The organism is Nonomuraea sp. NPDC049480, from assembly GCF_044465905.1.
GTDB lineage: Bacteria > Actinomycetota > Actinomycetes > Streptosporangiales > Streptosporangiaceae > Nonomuraea.
The window spans coordinates 1-17,726 of sequence record NZ_JBITMD010000009.1; the positions used below are offsets into that span (position 1 = coordinate 1).

Consider the following 17,726-nt stretch of genomic DNA (forward strand, 5'->3'; position numbering starts at 1 on the left):
GACCACAGAACCAAGATTCTTCCCGGTCACGAAGCGTGAGCTGCTCCCGCCATCCGACATGCCAGAGAGCTTCAAGATCATTTCGGTTAAGACCAGCTCGCCGCCCTCGGCCTGGTCCTCAACGCCGTGGTCCTGTGGAACACCCGCTACCTGGACGCCGCCGTCGCCCAGCTACGCGTCGAGGGCCACGACATCAAGGACGAGGACGTCGCCCGCCTCTCGCCGCTCAAGGACCGGCACATCAACTTCCTGGGCCGCTACCTGTTCAACATCAAGGCCGGCGGCCCCGGCCAGTTGCGCGCGCCGCGCGACCCGGACGCCTCCAACGAGGACGACGCCGAAGAGGAGTAGGCAGCCGGTGGGCATCCGGCAGCTGTCCCTTGCCCTTGCCGGCCAGGGTTACAGCGGGTCTCCGAGGGGTCCGTACTGCTCTTCCAGACTCTCGGCCCAGTGGGCGGCGAAGTCCGGTTGAGTGCCGTCGGCATCGGTGAAGCCGTACTCCTGGTACAGGCCCCAGGTGGCCAGGGCCCGTCCGGTCTTGGCCATGATGTCGGGGTCGGCGGCCAGTGCGGCGACGGCCCGGCCGAGGTAGGCCGGGGTCTCGGAGTGGGCGAAGTTCGGGTCCTGGGCCGCGCCGTCGCGCCAGTTGGCCTCGGTGACACCGAAGTGTTCCAGCATCGCCTCCGAGCGTAGGAAGCCAGGCGTGATGGCCACGGCCGCGACGCCATGGGGCTTGAGCTCGGCGGCCTGAGCGACGGCGAGGCGTATGACTGCGGACTTCGCCAGGTCGTAGAAGAACGTGCCGCGGTAGCGGGCGGTGTTGCCGTCAGTGACCTCCACGACCAGGCCGTTCTTGCGGGCGACCATGAGGGGGAGCGCGAACCGGCTGGTGATGATGTGGGTCTCCACCGCCTGCCGCAGCAACCGTAGACCGGTGCCCAGATCCTGCTCCCACAAAGGGTGTTCCCAGTCTGTCAGCGGGTCTCCGCCCCATACGGAGTTCACCAGGATGTCGAGCTGTCCATCCTGTTCGGCAGCGATCTTGTCGACGAGGGCCTGGACCTCGTTGGGACGGCTGTGGTCGGTTCGTGCGGGAATGCCCAGGCCGCCTGCCGCGGTGACTTTCTCGGCGGTCTGCTCGATGGTTTCCGGGCGGTCCAGATCGGAGCGCCCACCGGTGCTGCTGCGGCCGGTGACATACACCGTCGCGCCGGCGGCGCCGAGCTCGACGGCGATGCCCCGTCCGCCGCCCCGGGTACCGCCGGCGACCAGAGCCACCTTTCCGGCCAGCGGGCGTGCGTCAGTCGTCATGATTCCTCCAGGTCGTGGCTGTGTCGGGGCGGAAGGTGAGGGGACAGCACGACGTCGAGCTCTCGCCGGAGCCGCTGTTCAAGGGTGCCTTCGCGTTCGAGTGCCCAGGTCAGGCCCGCACCAGCGATGATCGCCTGTACGGTGCCGGCCAGCGCCGCGGCATCGGTTCCGGCGCGGAGCTCGCCCGCACCGGCCGCCTCCGTCAGCAGTTCCTCGATCGCCCGCTTCTGAGTGCGATGAATGGCCAGCGCACGCTCGTAGAGCTGCGAATCGCCAAGATCCATGCACAAGAACGCCAGATGATTGGCGAAGCTCTCCGGCGTGGCCATCGCAGCCGCCGACTCCACCGTCAGCGCCGCCAAGGCCCCGAGCGCCGAGTCGTGCGACTGACGCACTCGCCCAGCCATCTCGCTCGCGTCCTTCTCAGACCGGTCGGCGAGTGCCAGAAGCAGCCCATGCTTGGAACCGAATCGCTGCACTACGGTTCCCGGCACCAACCCGACCTCGCGGGCCACGGCGGCCAACGTGAGACCCGCGGGACCCACCCGCCCCATGACATGTACCGCCGCATCCAGGATCACCGCATCCTCGACCCCTCGGGGACGTGCCACCACCGCCACCCTTCATTAATAAATGTTCGTTCATTCATTAAATCAGACAGAGATCACCCATGGCGAGCCCCGGTCTGCGGGACCGCCCGTGCGGCTTTCGCTGTCCGCGCAAGCCGGCCACCGGGTGGTGTATGAGGTGGTGAAGGTCGACGCGGGCGCCTGGTCGCGGACGGGCTGACCGTGACCCTGTCCACGGACTCCCGCCACGAGGCCGTGCTCCGGAAGCGGATCGCCGCCGTACTGGCCTGAGGGGCTCTCAGGCGAGCCGGGCGCGGCGTCGTTCACCCAGGCGGCCCCGGCGAAGCACACGAACATGACACCCGGCCACCACAGAGCCGGGATCGCGCCGACGGTCCACCATTCTCTGAGCGCGTACAGGGCGCCGTCGAGGGAGTTCACCGGGCGGCGGCGCAGGAGGTCCAGCAGTCCCAGCAGCCAGATGACGGCCATGCCGATGATCGCGACACGCAGGAACCGGCGGGTGTCGGCCGGATCGATGAGCGCCGGGGCGGGGCGGTAGCGCGCGGCGACCTCTGCCGGCCGGCCGAAGCCGGCGAGCAGGCGCCTGGCCAGTTCCTCGTCGGGTTCGCGGCCGGCCACCTCGGCTCTGTCGGCGAGCTCGTCACGTAACAGAGTGCGCAGTTCGAGCGCGACGTCGGCGCGTTGCGCGCCTGGAAGCAACCTGGCGACGTCGGACACGTAGCTCTCGATGAGCTGGCCGGCGTTCATGACCGCCCCTCCCCGTCCAGAAGATCGTCCATGGTCTTGTTCAGGCCGCGCCAGGTCTCGGACAGCCTGCGGCGCAGGTGGAGGCCGTCGTCGCTGAGCATGTAGTAGCGGCGCGGCGGGCCGCCGTCGACGCGCCATTCACTGATCAGCACGCCCTGCGCCTCCAGCCGCCGCAGCAGGGGGTAGAGCGTGCCCTCCTCGATCGGCATGCCCTGGTCGGCGAGGAGCTGGCGTAGCTCGTAGCCGTAGCGGAACGTGTGCAACTGGGACAGGGCCGCCAGCACGATGACCCCTCTGCGCAGCTCCAGCTCAAGCTTGTCGAACACGCCGCCGCCACGCCCATTACCCATGTGCCGCACAGTACGATGTGCCACACAGTATAGTCAAGGCCCGAGCCGCCGCGGGAACTGCGAATGGCCGCCCCTGCGCCTGCCGTGCTCGGTCGCTTCGTCTATATGGGGAGGGTGGACCCGGGTGGCGGTCCGCCGTGCCGATCAGCCGGTCATCGTAGTCGGCCGGGCGTCGAGGGTTCTGAGTGAAATGGAACGGGATCGGGGCGGTTCAGCGGTGTCCTGCCTCGTTGAACTTGATGCACGGAAAGGCCCTGACCTGCGTCGCCTCAGGTTGTATGAGACGAACGGCATCGAAGTCGTCTCACTGATCATGAGGCGGTTCCTCGTGTCGCTCGCTGGGCCTGTCGGGCGGTCATCGGCCGACGCCGTTCGCGCCGGCTCCAGGACAGTGATCGTTAAGCGTTTTCCAACCGCGGCGCCTTATGTTGCGGGCATGCCTAACGTCGGATTGTTCGAGATCATCTTCATGTTCCTCATCCCCCTGGCGGCTCTCTGGGTTGTCATCTACACCGCCGTACGGGCGGCGATCCGCCACAGCAAGTGACGCCCCCGGCCGGAGCACGAAGGAAGCAGGGGTACCACGGGCATCTGACGTGAAGGGCGGCCCTGCCCGCCCGCACCTGGCCAGAGGCTGGGCCGTCTCACGGATCTGAGGCATCGGAACGAATACCTCATGATCAGTCAGACGTGCCTCGGGCTTCGGCGTTATCTGGCCGGGTGGGATATGAGTGCCGCTGCCCGCCTGGCTTGGGGCGTGTGGGCAGCGGGGCGGTCTTCAGCCGGTCCGCTTCGTCGACGATGAGAAGTTCGGCGCCCAGCAGCCGAAGTTCATCCGCCGAAGTTCATCCGCCGAAAAGATATTCGTCATACGCGCTTATCGCCCGGTTGGCGTACTCGAGTGTGCCTGAGGCCGGGGCGGGAGGGGCCCGGGATTCCTACGGGAACCCATTGGCCGTTGCGGCAGACGTTGTTCCGACCCGAACGCCTTCTAAGGCATGCACGCAATGCCAAGCCTTGTGCAGACATAGCAATTCCCGGTCCAGGCGTCTTCTTGGAAAGCTGGCATTGGAGAATCACCGAAAGGAAGAGGTTCACTCCAATGACGGGGAAGACGGGGAAATGGAACCTGCTCGGAGTGCTGGGGGCCGCGGCACTCATGCTCGGGACGTCGATGCCGCTCGCAGCGGCCGAGTCCGTCCCGGCCCGAACCCGGACGCCAGCAATCGCGGCCACCCAGTCGGTGGCGCCCTGTACCTGGGCCGCGAAGCCCTACGGCAGGAAGATCAACGGCCGCTGGCACGTCGTGGGACGCGGCGGCAGCACGTGTAAGATCGGCGGGTCGGACGGCTTCGTTCGGGTCACCCTCCAGCAGAAGCGCGCATGGGGCTGGGACAGCCGGCAGGTCCTGCACTACCGGGGGACCAAGAAGGGCGTGGTCTACCCCAGGGCCAAGTGTCGCGACTTCTCCACGACGCGGTGGCGGACGTGGACGGCGTACGTGAACCTTGGCTACCGCCACAACCGCTACTCCGGGGTGCTGACGACCAAGTGCTGAGTGCCGTGTCTGTCAGATAGGCGGCTGGCCGGCGCCGGGCTCGCCCGGCTGCGCGCCGAACACCCGGGCCTGTCCTAACCCTGGTCGCCTACCAGCCGAGAGCCGAGGCGGCGCCAGGCCGGATCACTGTGGCCGTGCGATTGAGAACGTCAACGACCTGCTTGCCGCGGGTGGAGCCGGCCTGGCGCTGCGGCTTCTCGGGGCCCCAGTAGTCAGGAAAATTCGGTCGGATTTCGCTGACCTGTGACGATGCGCCGCTCTATGACTACTGAGCTTGATCCTTGCGGGCTCGGCGGCTTGTCCGCCGCGTAGTCGCCGTCGAAGTGCTCGAAGGCTTCGGCGTCGGGGTTGGACGGTTGACCTCAACGCCGCTTGAGGTTCTAGCGTGGCCTGCATTCCCGATCCCGGCGCTCAGGAGAATCATGATGCGGATCAGCACGACATTGCCCTTGACGCAGACCGGCGTGCCCGACATCGCGATGGCGCGCCGTCTTGAGGATCTTGGCTACGATGCGGTCGGCATGGCCGATTTCATCGTCGGCGACGGGACACCGAGCTTTGATGCCACGCTCGTCCTGGCCGGGGCCGCAACGGTGACTGAAGAGATCGGACTCGAGTTCGGCGTGCTCAGCCTTCCGCTGCGCCCCACGGCATGGGTCGCCACGCAGATGCAGACGCTCCAGCATCTGTCGGGCAACCGCGTTGTCCTCGGCGTCGGGATCGGAGGTTTTCCAGGCTCGCCCTTCTGGCGTGCGGTCGGGGCGCCGCTCCACGGGCGAGGGCGTTGGACTGACGCGGCGCTACAAGCGTTGCCGGGCCTCATCCGTGGGGAACCCACCCGACTGGGGGACCAGGAGATCACCCTCGGCCCCGCTGCTACGGTCCCGCCGATTATCATCGGCGGGAACTCCGAGGCGGCGATGCGCCGTGCCGTCCTGTACGGTGACGGCTGGGTGCCCTCCCTGGTCAGCCCTGCGACTCTGGCCAAGAAGGTGATACGGCTGCGCGAGATCGCCCATGAGTTGGACCGTGCAGTCCCATCGATCTCCGTGGGAGGTCACGCCGTCCTTGTCGACAACCCGGCTGCCGTCGAATCCTTCACGCGGGTTCTCGTGGAGATCCATCGCATGTCGCCGGAGGAGGCAGCGGCCGTCCCGGTCACCGGTAGCCCGGCACAGGTGGCAGAACACCTCCATGCCTACTCCGAGGCCGGAGTCGACATGGTCGGGCTCAGTCTCGACGGCGGGGACTGGATGCGGCAAGCGGAGGCTCTCGCCGAGGCCAGAGCACAGCTGAGCCATGCCGGGAAGGCGGCAGCGCCTCCACACCTCGCATGACCGTTCCCCTTCCCGCGGCCATGACCACGACACCACATTCCACGGGGACGTGGTGGGGAACCGGCGGATAGCCGTTACCGATGAGAACGCTCTTGCTAGGGAGCGCCACCGGTCAGGACCGTACGAACCGTAGCGGAAGTGATCAACAATCCGAACATGCCCCACATCGGTGCAGGTCAGGCGGATCTGGTGGAAATTTCCCCGGGACTACATCCACCCCGAACCGTCATCCGGATCCGGGACGGGCCGGCCCGGATCCCCGCTCACCGGCAGCGTAGCCCCGCAGGTCCGGTCCCATCCGGCATACCTTCAACCTCATCGCCATCCCCGATGGCATGCCGCCATGACCAACACCAACACCCCGGCGCCCCAGAGGATCCGCCCTCGCCGGGACGCCGTTCGGCCGGCGTCCGCCGTTTCCGCCGCACCATCGGGATCGCCTTCGCCCGTGGCGCCGCCATGGCACCGTACCTGCGGACACACGCCGTGCGGGCGCTCTGCCCCGCGGCCGGCGGCAGCCTCCGGCTCACCGCCGGTCCCCGTCCTTCACTGCCGCGCGCGGCGCCGGATCCACAACGGACCGGCACACCCGCACCCCCACCGGCATCCCACCCCCCGGCTTTCACCCTGAGCGACCGTTAGGCTCCCAGCCTTTGGTTCCACACCTTTCCGACGGGTGAGCATCGTCAGGGGGATTCTGAGCGGGTGTCTCCGGCCTCCCGATTGGCGCTGCGCTCCTCCAGGGTGACACCGCCTGAGCTCCACAAGCCGGGTGGAACTTCGGTGATCAGTACCCGTACGGCTGAATCGGGCACCTCAAGACTGTCGCGCACGGCGATGTGCACCGCTTGCAAGCAGGCTCGGAGGACCTCCGGATCCCGGCCGGCGGCCAAGGAGATCTTCACGATGGGCATGTCACCCTCCCACTACGACACGGCCGAACGAGCCGAAGCCGGCGGCCACCGTGGTGTCTTCGCGGAGAGGGATCGCGTCGGTCATCCCGCCGGTGAGCACGAGCCATCCGCCGCGCAGCACGTGACCGCGGCGGCCCAGGTCGTTGGCGGCGAAGGCGAGAGCCTGTGCTGGGTGTCCCTGGACGGCTGCTCCGGTCGCGGTGTCGACGACCTCGCCGTCGACTTCCAGGGTGCACGGCTCCAAGGCGAGATCGATCCCCACAGCCGGCCGTGCGACCGACCCGGTGACGAAGGCGCCGGACGAGGCGTTGTCCGCCACGACATCCGGCAATGTGAACCGGAAGTCCGTGTACCGGCTGTCAATGATCTCAATCGCGCCCATGACCAGGTCCACTGCGTGCAGTGCGGTCGCGGCCGTGACGCCCGGACCGGTCAGGTCGCGGCCCAGGACGAAGGCGATCTCCGGCTCCACGCGAGGCTGGATGAGGCGCTCCAGCGGTGCCGGCTCCCCCGCGGGCAGCACCATGGCGTCCGTCAGCCATGCGGTGAGCGGGCTGGAGACGTTCATCCGCAGTTGTTTGGCGCGTGAGGTCAGCCCCAGCTTGACGCCGATCAGTGTCTCACCGCGAGCCAGCCGCAACCGCAGGGTCTCGTCCTGGATCCGGTACGCGGTCTCCAGGTCCAGCGTCGCCCATCTGCCGGTCAACGGTGGACCATCGGCCTGTCCGTCCTCGCGGGCGAGCAACCGCTGCGCGGCTTCTTCGATGGTCATGCCTTTGTCTCCTGGGAAAGTCGCACCGCGATGTCGATGATCATGTCTTCCTGGCCGCCCACGTACCCGGCCTCGCCGACGGCGCGCAGCAGGTCGTGTGCCGGCACGCCGTAGCGTTCGGCCGCACGTTCGGCGTGCAGCAGGAACGACGAGTAAACCCCGGCGTGTCCCTGGGTGATGGACGCGCGATCGGTCCACGGCAGCCGCGTGATGTACGGCCGAGCCACCTCCGAGGCCGCGGACAGCACGGCGTCGAGATCGACCTCGGTCGGCACACCCATGCGGGAGAACGCGGCGACGAGCACCTCGGTCGGTGAGTTGCCGGCACCCGCGCCCAATCCGCACAGCGAGCCGTCGATCCACGTCGCACCGGCGCGCCAGGCCAGTATCGAGTTGGCCACGCCCAGGCTCAGGTTCTGGTGGCCGTGGAAACCGAAACCCACCTCCGCGTCGTCGGCCAGCTCCGCCGCCAACGCCGCCACCCGGTCAGTGACGTCGTCGAGCACCAGCGCACCGGCGGAGTCCACGACGTACACGCACTGGCAGCCGGCGTCGGCCATGATGCGTGCCTGCTCGGCCAATGCGTCGGGATCAAGCCGATGGCTGAGCATCAGGAAGCCGACCGTGGACATTCCCAGGTCACGAGCCACGCCGAAGTGCTGGACCGAGACGTCCGCCTCGGTGCAATGCGTGGCGATCCGGGCGACGGTCGCACCCATGTCGTGTGCGGCACGAAGGTTGTCGACGGTGCCCAACCCGGGCAACAGCAGCACCGCGATCCGGGCGGCACGGGCTTCGTCGACGGCGGCGGCGATCAGCGTGAGCTCGTCGACGGCGGAGAACCCGTAGTTGAACGTCGAGCCGCCGAGGCCGTCTCCATGGGTGACCTCGATGACCTCGATCCCGATTCCGTCGAGCGCGCGAACGGTGTCGCGCACCTGCTGCTCGGTGAACTGGTGTGCCATGGCGTGACTGCCGTCACGCAAGGTCGTGTCGGTGAAGTTGACCGCTTCGCGCATGACCATGGGCGGATCCGCCGGGTTCAGGATGATGATCGCCCGGCCTTTGCCCGCGCCGCCGACCGACTCGATGGCCGACGCCGTCGTCTCGGTGAACTCGTCGATGTTCGCCCGCGTGCCCGGTCCCGCCGAACGGGACGCGATCGACGCGACGATCTCCGCGTACGGCACCGCCACCACGTCGCTGACCGCACGCACGATGGGGATGGTCGCCTGGCCGCCACACATGATCATGTTGATGTTCGCCGCATCGCGATGATCCCCGAGGTTCACCGGCGGGCACACGAACGGGCCGACCGCGGCGGGCGTGAGGTCGACGGCCCGGATGCCGGCTTCGGCGTAACGCGGCGCGTTCGCCAAGTGCGCGGCGGCGGACGTCGCCTCGAACACGAGGTCCGGCAGTTCGTCCAGGGACATCAGCCAGTCGACGCCCTCCGGGGAGGCTTCGACGCCGAGTCCGCGGGCCCGCGCGAGCCCGTCGGACGCCGGATCGACGCCGATCATGTAGCGCAGGTCGATGTGCTCGCTGCGGAGCAGCTTGATCATCAGGTCGGTGCCGATGTTGCCGGAGCCGACGATCGCAGCCGTGGTCATGTCAGTTCTTCTCCTCGACGTACAGGCTGATGTGCCCGAGCCGCGTGAACTCCGCGCTGATCTCGGTTCCCGGCCGCAGCTCCACGGCCGCGGTCAGCGAACCGGACAGCACAATGTGCCCTGCTTCCAGCCCGGCCCCGTACTCCGCGAGCACATTGGCCAGCCACGCAACCGCTCGAAGCGGATCTCCGAGCACCGCCGCGCCCGTCCCGGTCGCCACGACCTCGGCGCCGGCGCGCAGCACGCATCCGATGCTCGCCAGGTCCATGCCGCCGAGCGGGATCGCCCGGCGGCCAAGCAGATACGCGCCCGAAGAAGCGTTGTCCGCGATCGTGTCGGTCAACCCGATCCGCCAGTCGGCGATCCGGCTGTCGATGATCTCAATGGCCGGCAGGACATGGCTGACGGCGGCCGCGACGTCCCGGGAGGACAGTCCGGGTCCGGACAACGGCGCGCCGAGGACGAACGCGATCTCCGGTTCCGCCTTGGGAGCGAGGAATGCGTCCGCGCGGACCCGGTTCGTGGTCAGCTCCATGTCGTCGAGCAGATACCCGAAGTCGGGCTGGCCGACGCCGAGTTGACGCTGCATCGCCGCGGACGTCAGCCCGATCTTGTGGCCGGTGATCCGCGCGCCGTCACCCACCCTGGCGTGGACTTGCGCCAACTGGATCGCATAGGCGTCGGCCACCGTAAGCCCGGTGAACGGTTCGATCGGAATGCGTGTCCTGGCCGCTTCCAGCAGCCGGTGAGCAGGGCTGTTCATCGGCCGGCCTCGCGCGGCTCGGCGGTGAACGGGATCTGCGTCTGCGTGCCAGGGCGTTTCGTCGGCCCGCGCCACAGGTCGATCGCGTCCGGCTCGGCCGGGTCGAAGTACCTCGGCCGCCAGGTCTCGTCGGTGATCCGCCGGACACCGTAGGAGTATTCGTACGTCAGACCCTCAGGTCCCTTGAAATAGAGGAAGATCGCGCTGGACTGCGGGTGCCTGCCCGGGCCCATCTCGATCTCGACGCCGCGCTCGGTCAGGAAGTGCCAGCTGCGCATCACGTCGTCGATCGACTCGACCTGGAAGTTGATGTGGCACAGGCCGGGCCCGTCACCCTTGAACACGGCGAGCTTGTGGTGCACCGGATCGATGCGCATCAGGCAGGCCATGTCGCCGATCCAGTCCGAGGCCCGCGCGTTGAACAGGGACGACCAGAACCGGTAGGCCACACGGACGTCCGGCGCGTCCAGGCAGAGATGGCCGAACTCGGTGATCCCCGCCGTCCGGCCGAACCGGACCGGACCGGGCAGCCGGCTCTGGTCGACGACCAGCTCCACGACGTTGCCGAACGGGTCCTCGAAGGCGAGGTAGTCCCGGACATGCCGGGCCGTCGCACCGGCGCGGTCACCACGGATCACCTTGACGCCCGCCGCTTCCAGTTCGGACTCCGCCGCCGCCAGCGCGTCCTCGTCGATGAGGGTGAATCCGCTCGACAGGACACCGGATCTACCTTCGACGAAGGCGAGACAGTGATGGCGGGTGTCGGCCCTCAAGTACGCGTGTCCGTCGACATGGCCGACCAGTTCCAGACCGACCACGTTGACCGCGAAGTCGACCGCGGTGGGCAGGTCGGCGACGCCCGAGCGGACGTAGGCGATGTCTTGCAGCTCGATCACGGCAGCGCTCCGATTCTCCGGAACCAGGGAATTCGATGATGTCCAACGATACCTGTATCTGTATACCTGTTCAATATGTTGACATGTATATAGATACAGGTAATTGTGTATCTCATGTCTCTCGCGCAGCTCTCGAAAGAGTTGACCGCCGCTGGACACGCCCTCGCCAGAGCCGGCCTCGTCACAGCGTTCGGCCACGTCAGCACCCGCCTCGACGCCGACAGGCTGCTGATCACGCCACCTCGCCCCCTCGGCGAACTGACCCCTGATCGCCATCTCGAGCTCGATCTCAACGTCAGTGAACTGCCTGGCGGAGTTCCGCGCGAGGCGTGGATCCATATCGCGATCGCCAGGGCCCGGCCCGACGTCGGCGCCATTTGCCGCGCTCAGCCACCGTCGGCATCCCCGCTCGCGGCCACCTTGGGCTCGCCTGCCCCGCTGCACGGCCAGGGCGCGTTGCTCGGCCCGGTCGTACCGGTCTTCCCGAACGCGCGCCTGATCCGCGAACCGCAGCTCGGCAAGGAGCTGGCGGCCACCCTCGGCGACGGATTCGCCTGCATGCTCAAGGGAAACGGCGCCGTCACGGTCGGCGGGACCATCGGCGAAGCAGTCGCCCGGATGTGGATTCTCGAAGAGTCGTGCCGGCTCGCCCTCGCCGCCGCGGCGGCGGGCGTGACGCCCGCAACGCTCACCGAAGCGGAGCGGAACGCTTGGGCCGCGACGGGTCCCGAGCTCCTCGAGCGGATCTGGGATTTCCTCAAGTGAAAGAAGTTCCCACCGTGGAGGCTGGAGGAACACCCCACAGGACACTGTGGACCGTGGTCGCGGTGTGCGGCTTGTCCGTCGCGTTCGACGGATACGACCTTGTCGTGTTCGGCGCCACCGTGCCCTCCCTGCTCGCCGAATGGCGGATCGGTCCGGCCGAGGCAGGCACGCTGGGCAGCTACGCCCTGATCGGCATGCTGATCGGCGCCGCCCCTATTCTGATCGTCGTCCCGCTCGCGCTGCGCTATCTGCCGGAGTCGCTGGAGTCCCTCGTGCTGCGCGGCGAAACAGCCAAGGCCGAAGCGCTCGCGACACGTCTTGGAGTGAGCGTTCCTGAAATCACGCGGCCCGCGAAACGCTCGTGGTACACCAGCGTTAGCGAGCTGGCCGCCCCGGGATTCCGGACGGGAACGGTCCTGCTGTGGCTGGCCCGGACCGGCTCGAAGCCCGTTCTGGTGGTGTCGTTCCTGCTGGCGGCGGTGAGCATCGCCACGTTGGCCGTGCGCCCCTCCATCGCGGCGATCCTCGGCCCGATCCTCGCCGGCCTCGTGATCGCCTCGGGCGCCGGATTCGCCTGGAACTTCTATCTCTTCGCCACGGTGGCGGTCGCCGGCTTGCTCGCCGTAGCACTCGTCCCGCTCTCCCCGGCGCTGGCCGGCGAGCGCCTTCGCCAGGCCGTTCACCCCGAGTACAAGGAGCGCACCGCGTGAAGATCCGACACGTCATCGGCGGCGACGAGGTCGATTCGACCGACGGCGCGACCTACGACGACATCGACCCGTACACCCAGGAGAGTTACGCGAGCGTCGCACGCGGCGGCGAAGCCGACACCGACCTTGCGGTGACGGCCGCGCGCCGAGCGTTCGACGAAGGCCCGTGGCCGAAGATGGGGTTCGCCGAACGCGGACGTCTGCTGCATAGATTCGCCGACCTGATCGAACAGCACACCGACGAGCTCGCCGAGGCGGAAAGCCGTGACATGGGCAAGCCTCGGGCCGTGGTCGCGGGACACGATGTGCCGCGTTCCGCCGCCAACATCAGGTTCTTCGCCGATCATGCCCGGCTCAGCGTGGCCGAGACGTACCCGAGCGACACCGGGCACCACACGTACACCCGCTACGAATCCGCTGGTGTCGTGGCCGCGATCTCGCCGTGGAATTTCCCTCTGATGCTCGCGACCTGGAAGATCGCCCCGGCCTTGGCCTGGGGGAACACGGTGGTGCTCAAACCGGCAGAGGACACGCCGCGGTCTGCGGCCTTGCTGGGCAGGCTCGCGCTCGAAGCCGGCATTCCCGACGGCGTCCTCAACGTGGTGCTCGGGTTCGGTGACGCGGGCGCCACGCTGGTGAAGGACTCCCGGGTCGACCGGATCACGTTCACCGGCTCGTCGGCGACCGGCCGCGCGATCGCCGCTTCAGCCGCGGCGCATCTGACGCCGGTCAGCTTGGAGCTCGGCGGCAAGGGCGCCAACCTGGTGTTCGACGACGCCGATCTGGGCAACGCGATCGACTGGGCCATCCGGGCCGCGTTCGGCAACACCGGTCAGGTCTGCCTCGCCGGCTCCCGGCTGTACGTGCAGCGACGCGTGTACGACGAGTTCCTGACCCGGTTCACCGCGGCGGCCGAGGCGATGGTGCTCGGCGACCCGGCGGAGCAACAGACCGCACTCGGCCCGCTGGCCGGCGAGAAGCACTTCGCCAAGGTCAGCGGCTATCTCCAGGCGGACGCGCTGGGCGGCGGCACGGTCGTGACCGGCGGGCTCGGCCACGACTGGTTCGTGCGTCCGACCGTGCTCACGGACGTCCCGGCTGACGCGCCCGTACAGAAGGACGAGGTCTTCGGCCCGGTCGTCACGGTCACGCCGTTCGATTCCGAGCAGCAGGGCCTCGCACTGGCCGATGCGACGCCGTACGGGCTCTCGGCCATGGTGTTCACCGACAACCTGCACCGCGCGCATCGCGTCGCGGCAGCACTGCGTAGCGGCAACGTGTGGGTCAACTGCTTCTTCGTCCGTGACCTGCGCGCACCGTTCGGCGGCATGGGCGATTCAGGGATCGGCCGTGAAGGCGGCGGGTTCAGCCGTGAGTTCTTCACCGAACCCAAGTCCGTCACCATGAACATCATCGGGAACATCGCAGGCGGATAGAATTTCGGCATGTCGTTGCAGCATGCGCTGTTGGGTGTGCTGGAGGCACGCCCGATGAGCGGATACGACCTGGTCCAGTTCTTCGACAGCTCGGCCGGGTGGATCTGGGCCGCACCCCAGAGCCAGATCTACCCGACGCTGCGGCGGATGGAACGAGCCGGGCTGATCTCAGGCGACGACGAACGACGCGGGCCGAAGCTGACCAGGACCGTCTACAGCGTCACTGAGCAGGGACTCGAGGAGCTCAACCGGTGGCTGTCCGCACCGCACGCTCCCACACCGGCACGTGACCCGTTCCTGGTGCAGGCACTGAACTTCGACATGATCGAGGCGGATCAAGCGCATGCCGTGCTCGAACAGTTCATCGGGGAGCAGGAGAAAGCCGCGGCCGAGGCGGAGGCGCACCGCGATCGGTTGCTGGCCAAGGACACCATGCTGCTCAAGGAGCGACTGACCCGACGCGATCCGGCCGACCACGACCGGGTCGCCCGGATCAAGGCGCACGTGTTCGCCGGAATCGCCGCGGTGGCGCGGACCCGTGTCGAGTGGGCGCGGGAAGGCCAGCGGCTGCTCACAGGGGATTGAACGCCCACTCTGGGCATCTCAGGGCGGCGCGTGCAGTTAGCCCCATCACCCGCATTGCCAGGCAGCTGCACGCCGAGCCGCCCCGTCACCGTTGCCGGAACCGGGAACCTCACGCCATGACGACATGGTCAGTGCTCACGGCGAAGGCTGCGCCGCAACCACCGGCCGGCGGTGTAACCGAAGTTCATGGTCCCCAGACCGATCCGGCTGACCAGCAGACCAGAGCGGCCCAAGTGCCCGTACGTCATCTCATCGCTCATCCCGCCTCTCCGATCAGAAGCGCTTGTAGGTGACGCGGAACCCTTCTGCCGGATCCGCCGGCGTGAGGACGAGCTTGTCGCCCGACACCTTGAAGACGCGCGTCAGGCGCTGCCCGATGAGGTCGCGCACCAATGACGACTTGACGGTCACGACGAACGTCCTGGCGGCTTTGTCGACAGTGACAGTCCCGTAGAAGGCTTCGTACCCGTTGCTCGTGTACGGCGTGTCCGGAGCGTTGGCGTCGGGGTTCATGGCCTGTACGGACATGGTGCCGGACTTAGTGAAAATGATCTGGCCGGAGTACGGCACAGGCTGGAGGTTCCCTTCGGTGCCGACCTCGAGTGAGGTCATACGCCACGCGCCGATGAGGGGAGAGACGCCGCGATGAGCCATGCCGGACTGGGCGGATGAAGGCGCGGACCCCAGGAGCGCAAGGGCAAGGGCCAGGGCCACGGCAAGCGGGGCGATCTTAAGTTTCGTCGTCATGCTTCGCTGGTTCCTTCTCTTCTCACGGATTCTCACGGATGGTGTCCTGGGAGTGGTTGGCCTCGCTCTCGGCCGAAGGGTCAGCAGGTGGCCCTGCAGCCATGCCGGACGCGCACTCGCATTGCTCCGTCCTTCCGATACGCGGGATCAGACGCGCAGCAGGGCCTTGATGGCGCGGCGTTCGTCCATGGCCTTGTAGGCGTCGGTGGCCTGCTCCAGCGGGAGCGTGAGGTCGAAGACCTTGCCGGGGTCGATCTGCCGGGTCCAGATGAGTTCGATCAGCTGGGGCAGGTACTGGCGGACCGGGGCGGGACCGCCGTGCAGGTGGGCGTGGGAGAAGAACAGCTCCTGGCCGTCGAGGGTCACGTCGTGGGAGACGCCGACGTAGCCGACATGGCCGCCGGGGCGGGTGGAGCGGATCGCCTGCAGCATCGACTCCTGGGTGCCGACCGCCTCGATGACCGAGTGCGCGCCGTATCCGTCGGTCAGTTCCTTGATGCGGGCCACGCCCTCGTCGCCGCGCTCGGTGACGATGTCGGTGGCGCCGAAGTCCAGGGCGAGCTTCTGCCGGGAGGTGTGGCGACTGATCGCGATGATCCGCTCCGCGCCGAGCCGCTTGGCAGCCAGCACGCCGAGCAGGCCGACCGCGCCGTCGCCGACCACGGCGACCGTTTTGCCCGGCCCCGCCTGAGCGGCCACGGCTGCGAACCAGCCGGTGCCCAGCACATCAGAGGCGGTCAGCAGGCTCGGGACCAGGTCCTCGTCGGGCGTGCCCGGAGTGGCCACCAGCGTGCCGTCGGCCAGCGGGACGCGCAGCCGCTCCGCCTGGGCGCCCATCGCGTTCATCCACTCCCGCCGGACGCACGAGGTCTGGTAGCCGGCACGGCAGTTCTCACAGGTGTTGTCCGAGGTGGAGAAGCCACCGACCACGAACTGGCCCGGCTTGATCGTGGTGACCCCGCTGCCGACCTCCTCCACGACGCCCACGTACTCGTGGCCGATCGGGGAGCGTGCCTCGAAGGGCTCGGCCCCACGGTACGGCCACAGGTCGGAACCGCAGACGCAGGCCGCCGCCACTCGGATGATCGCGTCCGTGGGCTTGAGGATCTTCGGGTCTTCGCGCTCCTCCACCCGGAAGTCACCGGGGGCATGCATCAAGACACCGCGCATAAGAGGCTGCTCCTTACCTACGGGGAAACCGGCCACCGCCGAGGGCCGGGCGGCCGGGTGGCACGTCCTCCAGGAAACCGGCATGCCGCGCGGGTAGCGAGTTACTGGTGAGGGGTGTACTGGCAGTGCATCCCTACGGCCGCGCGAGCAGCGTACGGTCAGGGTGTGGACAACCGCGATGAAGTCCGCGAGTTCCTGATCTCGCGGCGAGCCAAGATCACCCCCGAGCAGGCCGGGCTGCCGTCCAGCACCCGGCGCCGCGTGCCCGGCCTGCGCAGGAGTGAGGTCGCGGCCCTGGCCGACGTCAGCGTCGAGTACTACGCCAAGCTGGAACGCGGCAACCTCGCCGGCGTCTCACCCGCCGTGCTCGAAGCCATCGCCCGCGCCCTCCGGCTCGACGACGCCGAACGCGCCCACCTGCTCCACCTCGCCCAGGCAGCCGGAGGCTCCGACGTACTCGCCCGGCCCCGAACGCGCTCCAGCAGGCAGTGGACGAAGCCGCCCGAAAGCCTGCAATGGACCCTGGACGCCGTCACCGCCGGACCCGCGTTCGTCGTCAACGGCCGCCTGGACATGCTCGCCGCCAACCAGCTCGCCCGCGCCTTCTTCAGCGACCTTTACGACGGCGGCATGCAGCCGCCGAACATGGCCCGCTTCCAGTTCCTCGACCGCGCAGCCAGCCGCTTCTACCCCGACTGGGACCTCATCGCCGACATGACCGTGGACGTCCTGCGCACGGAAGCCGGCCGCAACCCCCACGACAAGGACCTCCACGACCTGGTGGGAGAGCTGTCCACGCGCAGCGACGCCTTCCGCACCCGATGGGGTGCCCACAACGTGCGCCGTCACGGCACCGGCGTCAAGCGCTTCCATCACCCGGTCGTCGGCGACCTCACCCTCGCCTGGCATGGCTCGGCCGTGGACGACGAACCCGGCCTCACCCTCCTCATCTACACGGCCGAACCAGGTTCACCCTCCGAAGAAGGCTTGAAACTGCTCGCCTCCTGGGCCGTCTCCCACGAAGCCGACTCCCCCACCCACCCCCGCTGACGCCTCCACGTCGCGACCCCCGCCGTCCGCGCGCGGCACGTACTGCGGCTGCATCCGCGGCGCCGCCGGGCCGAGCGTGCCCGCTTGGGGTCCACTCCACCAGCCGCGTTCGGGTGCCGGCTACGCGCGGCCTGTACGGGTTCCTTGCGCGAGCTCGACCAGCGGGGATGCGACCTCATCGTCGTCTCCTTGCCGGTGGAGAAGGGGCTGGGACTCGCGATCGCCAACCGGCTCCGCCCTCCTCGTCAGTGATCACGGCTCCGCCCGTGGCACGCTCTCACCCCGTCACTGACGCCTTCGTGGCAGGGAATCCACTGACATCCCGCGGCAATGCTCACTGACACTCTCGTGGCACTTGGCACGATCGTCACCGGAGCGGCGATCGCGGCCTGGACCAGGTGCAACGCCA

The 17,726-nt window shown here is 68.2% G+C and carries 20 protein-coding genes and 1 pseudogene; 9 read left to right on the forward strand and 12 right to left on the reverse strand.

The annotated features are described in order from the left end of the window. Window positions 1-90: 90 nt before the first annotated feature. A pseudogene (locus tag ACIBX3_RS25510) lies at window positions 91-351 on the forward strand (Tn3 family transposase); the annotation flags it as partial. Window positions 352-399: 48 nt separating this feature from the next. On the opposite strand, the gene ACIBX3_RS25515 reads toward ACIBX3_RS25510, so the two are convergent. The 4 genes from ACIBX3_RS25515 to ACIBX3_RS25530 are packed head-to-tail and all read right to left on the reverse strand — an operon-like array spanning window position 400 to window position 3,001. After that, on the reverse strand, window positions 400-1,311 hold the full coding sequence (locus ACIBX3_RS25515; RefSeq protein WP_397121038.1) for an SDR family oxidoreductase: 912 nt from the start codon (window positions 1,309-1,311) through the stop codon (window positions 400-402). Beyond that, the gene (locus ACIBX3_RS25520; protein ID WP_397121039.1) at window positions 1,308-1,931 is read right to left on the reverse strand and encodes a TetR/AcrR family transcriptional regulator; all 624 of its coding nucleotides are present in this window, start codon (window positions 1,929-1,931) and stop codon (window positions 1,308-1,310) included. Before ACIBX3_RS25520 ends, ACIBX3_RS25515 begins: the two co-directional genes overlap by 4 nt. A gap of 33 nt (window positions 1,932-1,964) precedes the next feature. After that, entirely contained in the window at window positions 1,965-2,651 is a 687-nt protein-coding gene (locus tag ACIBX3_RS25525) for a hypothetical protein (RefSeq protein WP_397121040.1), read from the reverse strand. Then, window positions 2,648-3,001 carry a PadR family transcriptional regulator gene (locus ACIBX3_RS25530; RefSeq protein WP_397121041.1) on the reverse strand — a complete coding sequence of 118 codons (354 nt, stop codon included), beginning with the start codon at window positions 2,999-3,001 and terminating at the stop codon, window positions 2,648-2,650. Before ACIBX3_RS25530 ends, ACIBX3_RS25525 begins: the two co-directional genes overlap by 4 nt. Window positions 3,002-4,103: 1,102 nt before the next feature. On the opposite strand from ACIBX3_RS25530, the gene ACIBX3_RS25535 reads away from it, so the two are divergent. Both ACIBX3_RS25535 and ACIBX3_RS25540 read left to right on the forward strand, forming a co-directional pair. After that, window positions 4,104-4,559 (forward strand): hypothetical protein, encoded by a 456-nt coding sequence (locus tag ACIBX3_RS25535; protein WP_397121042.1) that lies wholly within the window; start codon window positions 4,104-4,106, stop codon window positions 4,557-4,559. 422 nt (window positions 4,560-4,981) lie between these two features. Then, window positions 4,982-5,896, forward strand: coding sequence for an LLM class flavin-dependent oxidoreductase (locus ACIBX3_RS25540; protein WP_397121043.1), 915 nt, complete (start codon window positions 4,982-4,984; stop codon window positions 5,894-5,896). Window positions 5,897-6,582: 686 nt separating this feature from the next. Here the strand turns inward: ACIBX3_RS25540 and ACIBX3_RS25545 are convergent. From ACIBX3_RS25545 to ACIBX3_RS25565, 5 genes are read right to left on the reverse strand one after another with little or no spacing between them, the layout of a single operon-like run. Continuing rightward, window positions 6,583-6,810, reverse strand: coding sequence for a 4-oxalocrotonate tautomerase family protein (locus tag ACIBX3_RS25545; protein WP_397121044.1), 228 nt, complete (start codon window positions 6,808-6,810; stop codon window positions 6,583-6,585). Between the two features lies 1 nt (window position 6,811). Further along, a complete protein-coding gene (locus ACIBX3_RS25550; RefSeq protein ID WP_397121045.1) occupies window positions 6,812-7,582 on the reverse strand; it encodes a 2-keto-4-pentenoate hydratase in 771 nt (256 codons plus the stop codon). Beyond that, on the reverse strand, window positions 7,579-9,195 hold the full coding sequence (gene dmpG / locus ACIBX3_RS25555) for a 4-hydroxy-2-oxovalerate aldolase (RefSeq protein WP_397121047.1): 1,617 nt from the start codon (window positions 9,193-9,195) through the stop codon (window positions 7,579-7,581). Before dmpG ends, ACIBX3_RS25550 begins: the two co-directional genes overlap by 4 nt. A 1-nt stretch (window position 9,196) precedes the next feature. Next, window positions 9,197-10,033 carry a 2-keto-4-pentenoate hydratase gene (locus ACIBX3_RS25560; RefSeq protein ID WP_397121049.1) on the reverse strand — a complete coding sequence of 279 codons (837 nt, stop codon included), beginning with the start codon at window positions 10,031-10,033 and terminating at the stop codon, window positions 9,197-9,199. Further along, the gene (locus ACIBX3_RS25565; RefSeq protein WP_397121051.1) at window positions 9,955-10,854 is read right to left on the reverse strand and encodes a VOC family protein; all 900 of its coding nucleotides are present in this window, start codon (window positions 10,852-10,854) and stop codon (window positions 9,955-9,957) included. Before ACIBX3_RS25565 ends, ACIBX3_RS25560 begins: the two co-directional genes overlap by 79 nt. Window positions 10,855-10,968: 114 nt before the next feature. Here ACIBX3_RS25565 and ACIBX3_RS25570 point away from each other — a divergent pair, with 114 nt between their 5' ends. The 4 genes from ACIBX3_RS25570 to ACIBX3_RS25585 all read left to right on the forward strand — a co-directional run bounded on the left by ACIBX3_RS25570 (window position 10,969) and on the right by ACIBX3_RS25585 (window position 14,350). Continuing rightward, a complete protein-coding gene (locus tag ACIBX3_RS25570; protein WP_397121053.1) occupies window positions 10,969-11,619 on the forward strand; it encodes a class II aldolase/adducin family protein in 651 nt (216 codons plus the stop codon). A gap of 62 nt (window positions 11,620-11,681) precedes the next feature. Beyond that, entirely contained in the window at window positions 11,682-12,329 is a 648-nt protein-coding gene (locus ACIBX3_RS25575; RefSeq protein WP_397121744.1) for a hypothetical protein, read from the forward strand. After that, window positions 12,326-13,765 (forward strand): aldehyde dehydrogenase, encoded by a 1,440-nt coding sequence (locus tag ACIBX3_RS25580; protein WP_397121055.1) that lies wholly within the window; start codon window positions 12,326-12,328, stop codon window positions 13,763-13,765. The genes ACIBX3_RS25575 and ACIBX3_RS25580 overlap by 4 nt, the downstream gene beginning before the upstream one ends. Before the next feature lie 9 nt (window positions 13,766-13,774). Continuing rightward, window positions 13,775-14,350, forward strand: a complete 576-nt coding sequence (locus ACIBX3_RS25585) for a PadR family transcriptional regulator (RefSeq protein ID WP_397121057.1) — start codon at window positions 13,775-13,777, stop codon at window positions 14,348-14,350. A 128-nt stretch (window positions 14,351-14,478) separates the two neighbouring features. On the opposite strand, the gene ACIBX3_RS25590 is transcribed toward ACIBX3_RS25585, so the two are convergent. The 3 genes from ACIBX3_RS25590 to ACIBX3_RS25600 all read right to left on the reverse strand — a co-directional run bounded on the left by ACIBX3_RS25590 (window position 14,479) and on the right by ACIBX3_RS25600 (window position 16,267). Beyond that, the gene (locus ACIBX3_RS25590; RefSeq protein ID WP_397121059.1) at window positions 14,479-14,610 is read right to left on the reverse strand and encodes a hypothetical protein; all 132 of its coding nucleotides are present in this window, start codon (window positions 14,608-14,610) and stop codon (window positions 14,479-14,481) included. A gap of 13 nt (window positions 14,611-14,623) precedes the next feature. Then, window positions 14,624-15,133 carry a lipocalin-like domain-containing protein gene (locus tag ACIBX3_RS25595; RefSeq protein ID WP_397121061.1) on the reverse strand — a complete coding sequence of 170 codons (510 nt, stop codon included), beginning with the start codon at window positions 15,131-15,133 and terminating at the stop codon, window positions 14,624-14,626. Between the two features lie 111 nt (window positions 15,134-15,244). Further along, window positions 15,245-16,267, reverse strand: coding sequence for a zinc-dependent alcohol dehydrogenase family protein (locus ACIBX3_RS25600; protein ID WP_397121063.1), 1,023 nt, complete (start codon window positions 16,265-16,267; stop codon window positions 15,245-15,247). 165 nt (window positions 16,268-16,432) lie between these two features. On the opposite strand from ACIBX3_RS25600, the gene ACIBX3_RS25605 reads away from it, so the two are divergent. Both ACIBX3_RS25605 and ACIBX3_RS25610 read left to right on the forward strand, forming a co-directional pair. Next, window positions 16,433-17,317 carry a helix-turn-helix transcriptional regulator gene (locus tag ACIBX3_RS25605; protein ID WP_397121065.1) on the forward strand — a complete coding sequence of 295 codons (885 nt, stop codon included), beginning with the start codon at window positions 16,433-16,435 and terminating at the stop codon, window positions 17,315-17,317. Window positions 17,318-17,461: 144 nt separating this feature from the next. After that, window positions 17,462-17,569: a Sua5 family C-terminal domain-containing protein gene (locus tag ACIBX3_RS25610; protein WP_397121067.1), complete on the forward strand. Its 108-nt coding sequence runs from the start codon at window positions 17,462-17,464 to the stop codon at window positions 17,567-17,569. Window positions 17,570-17,726 lie beyond the last annotated feature (157 nt).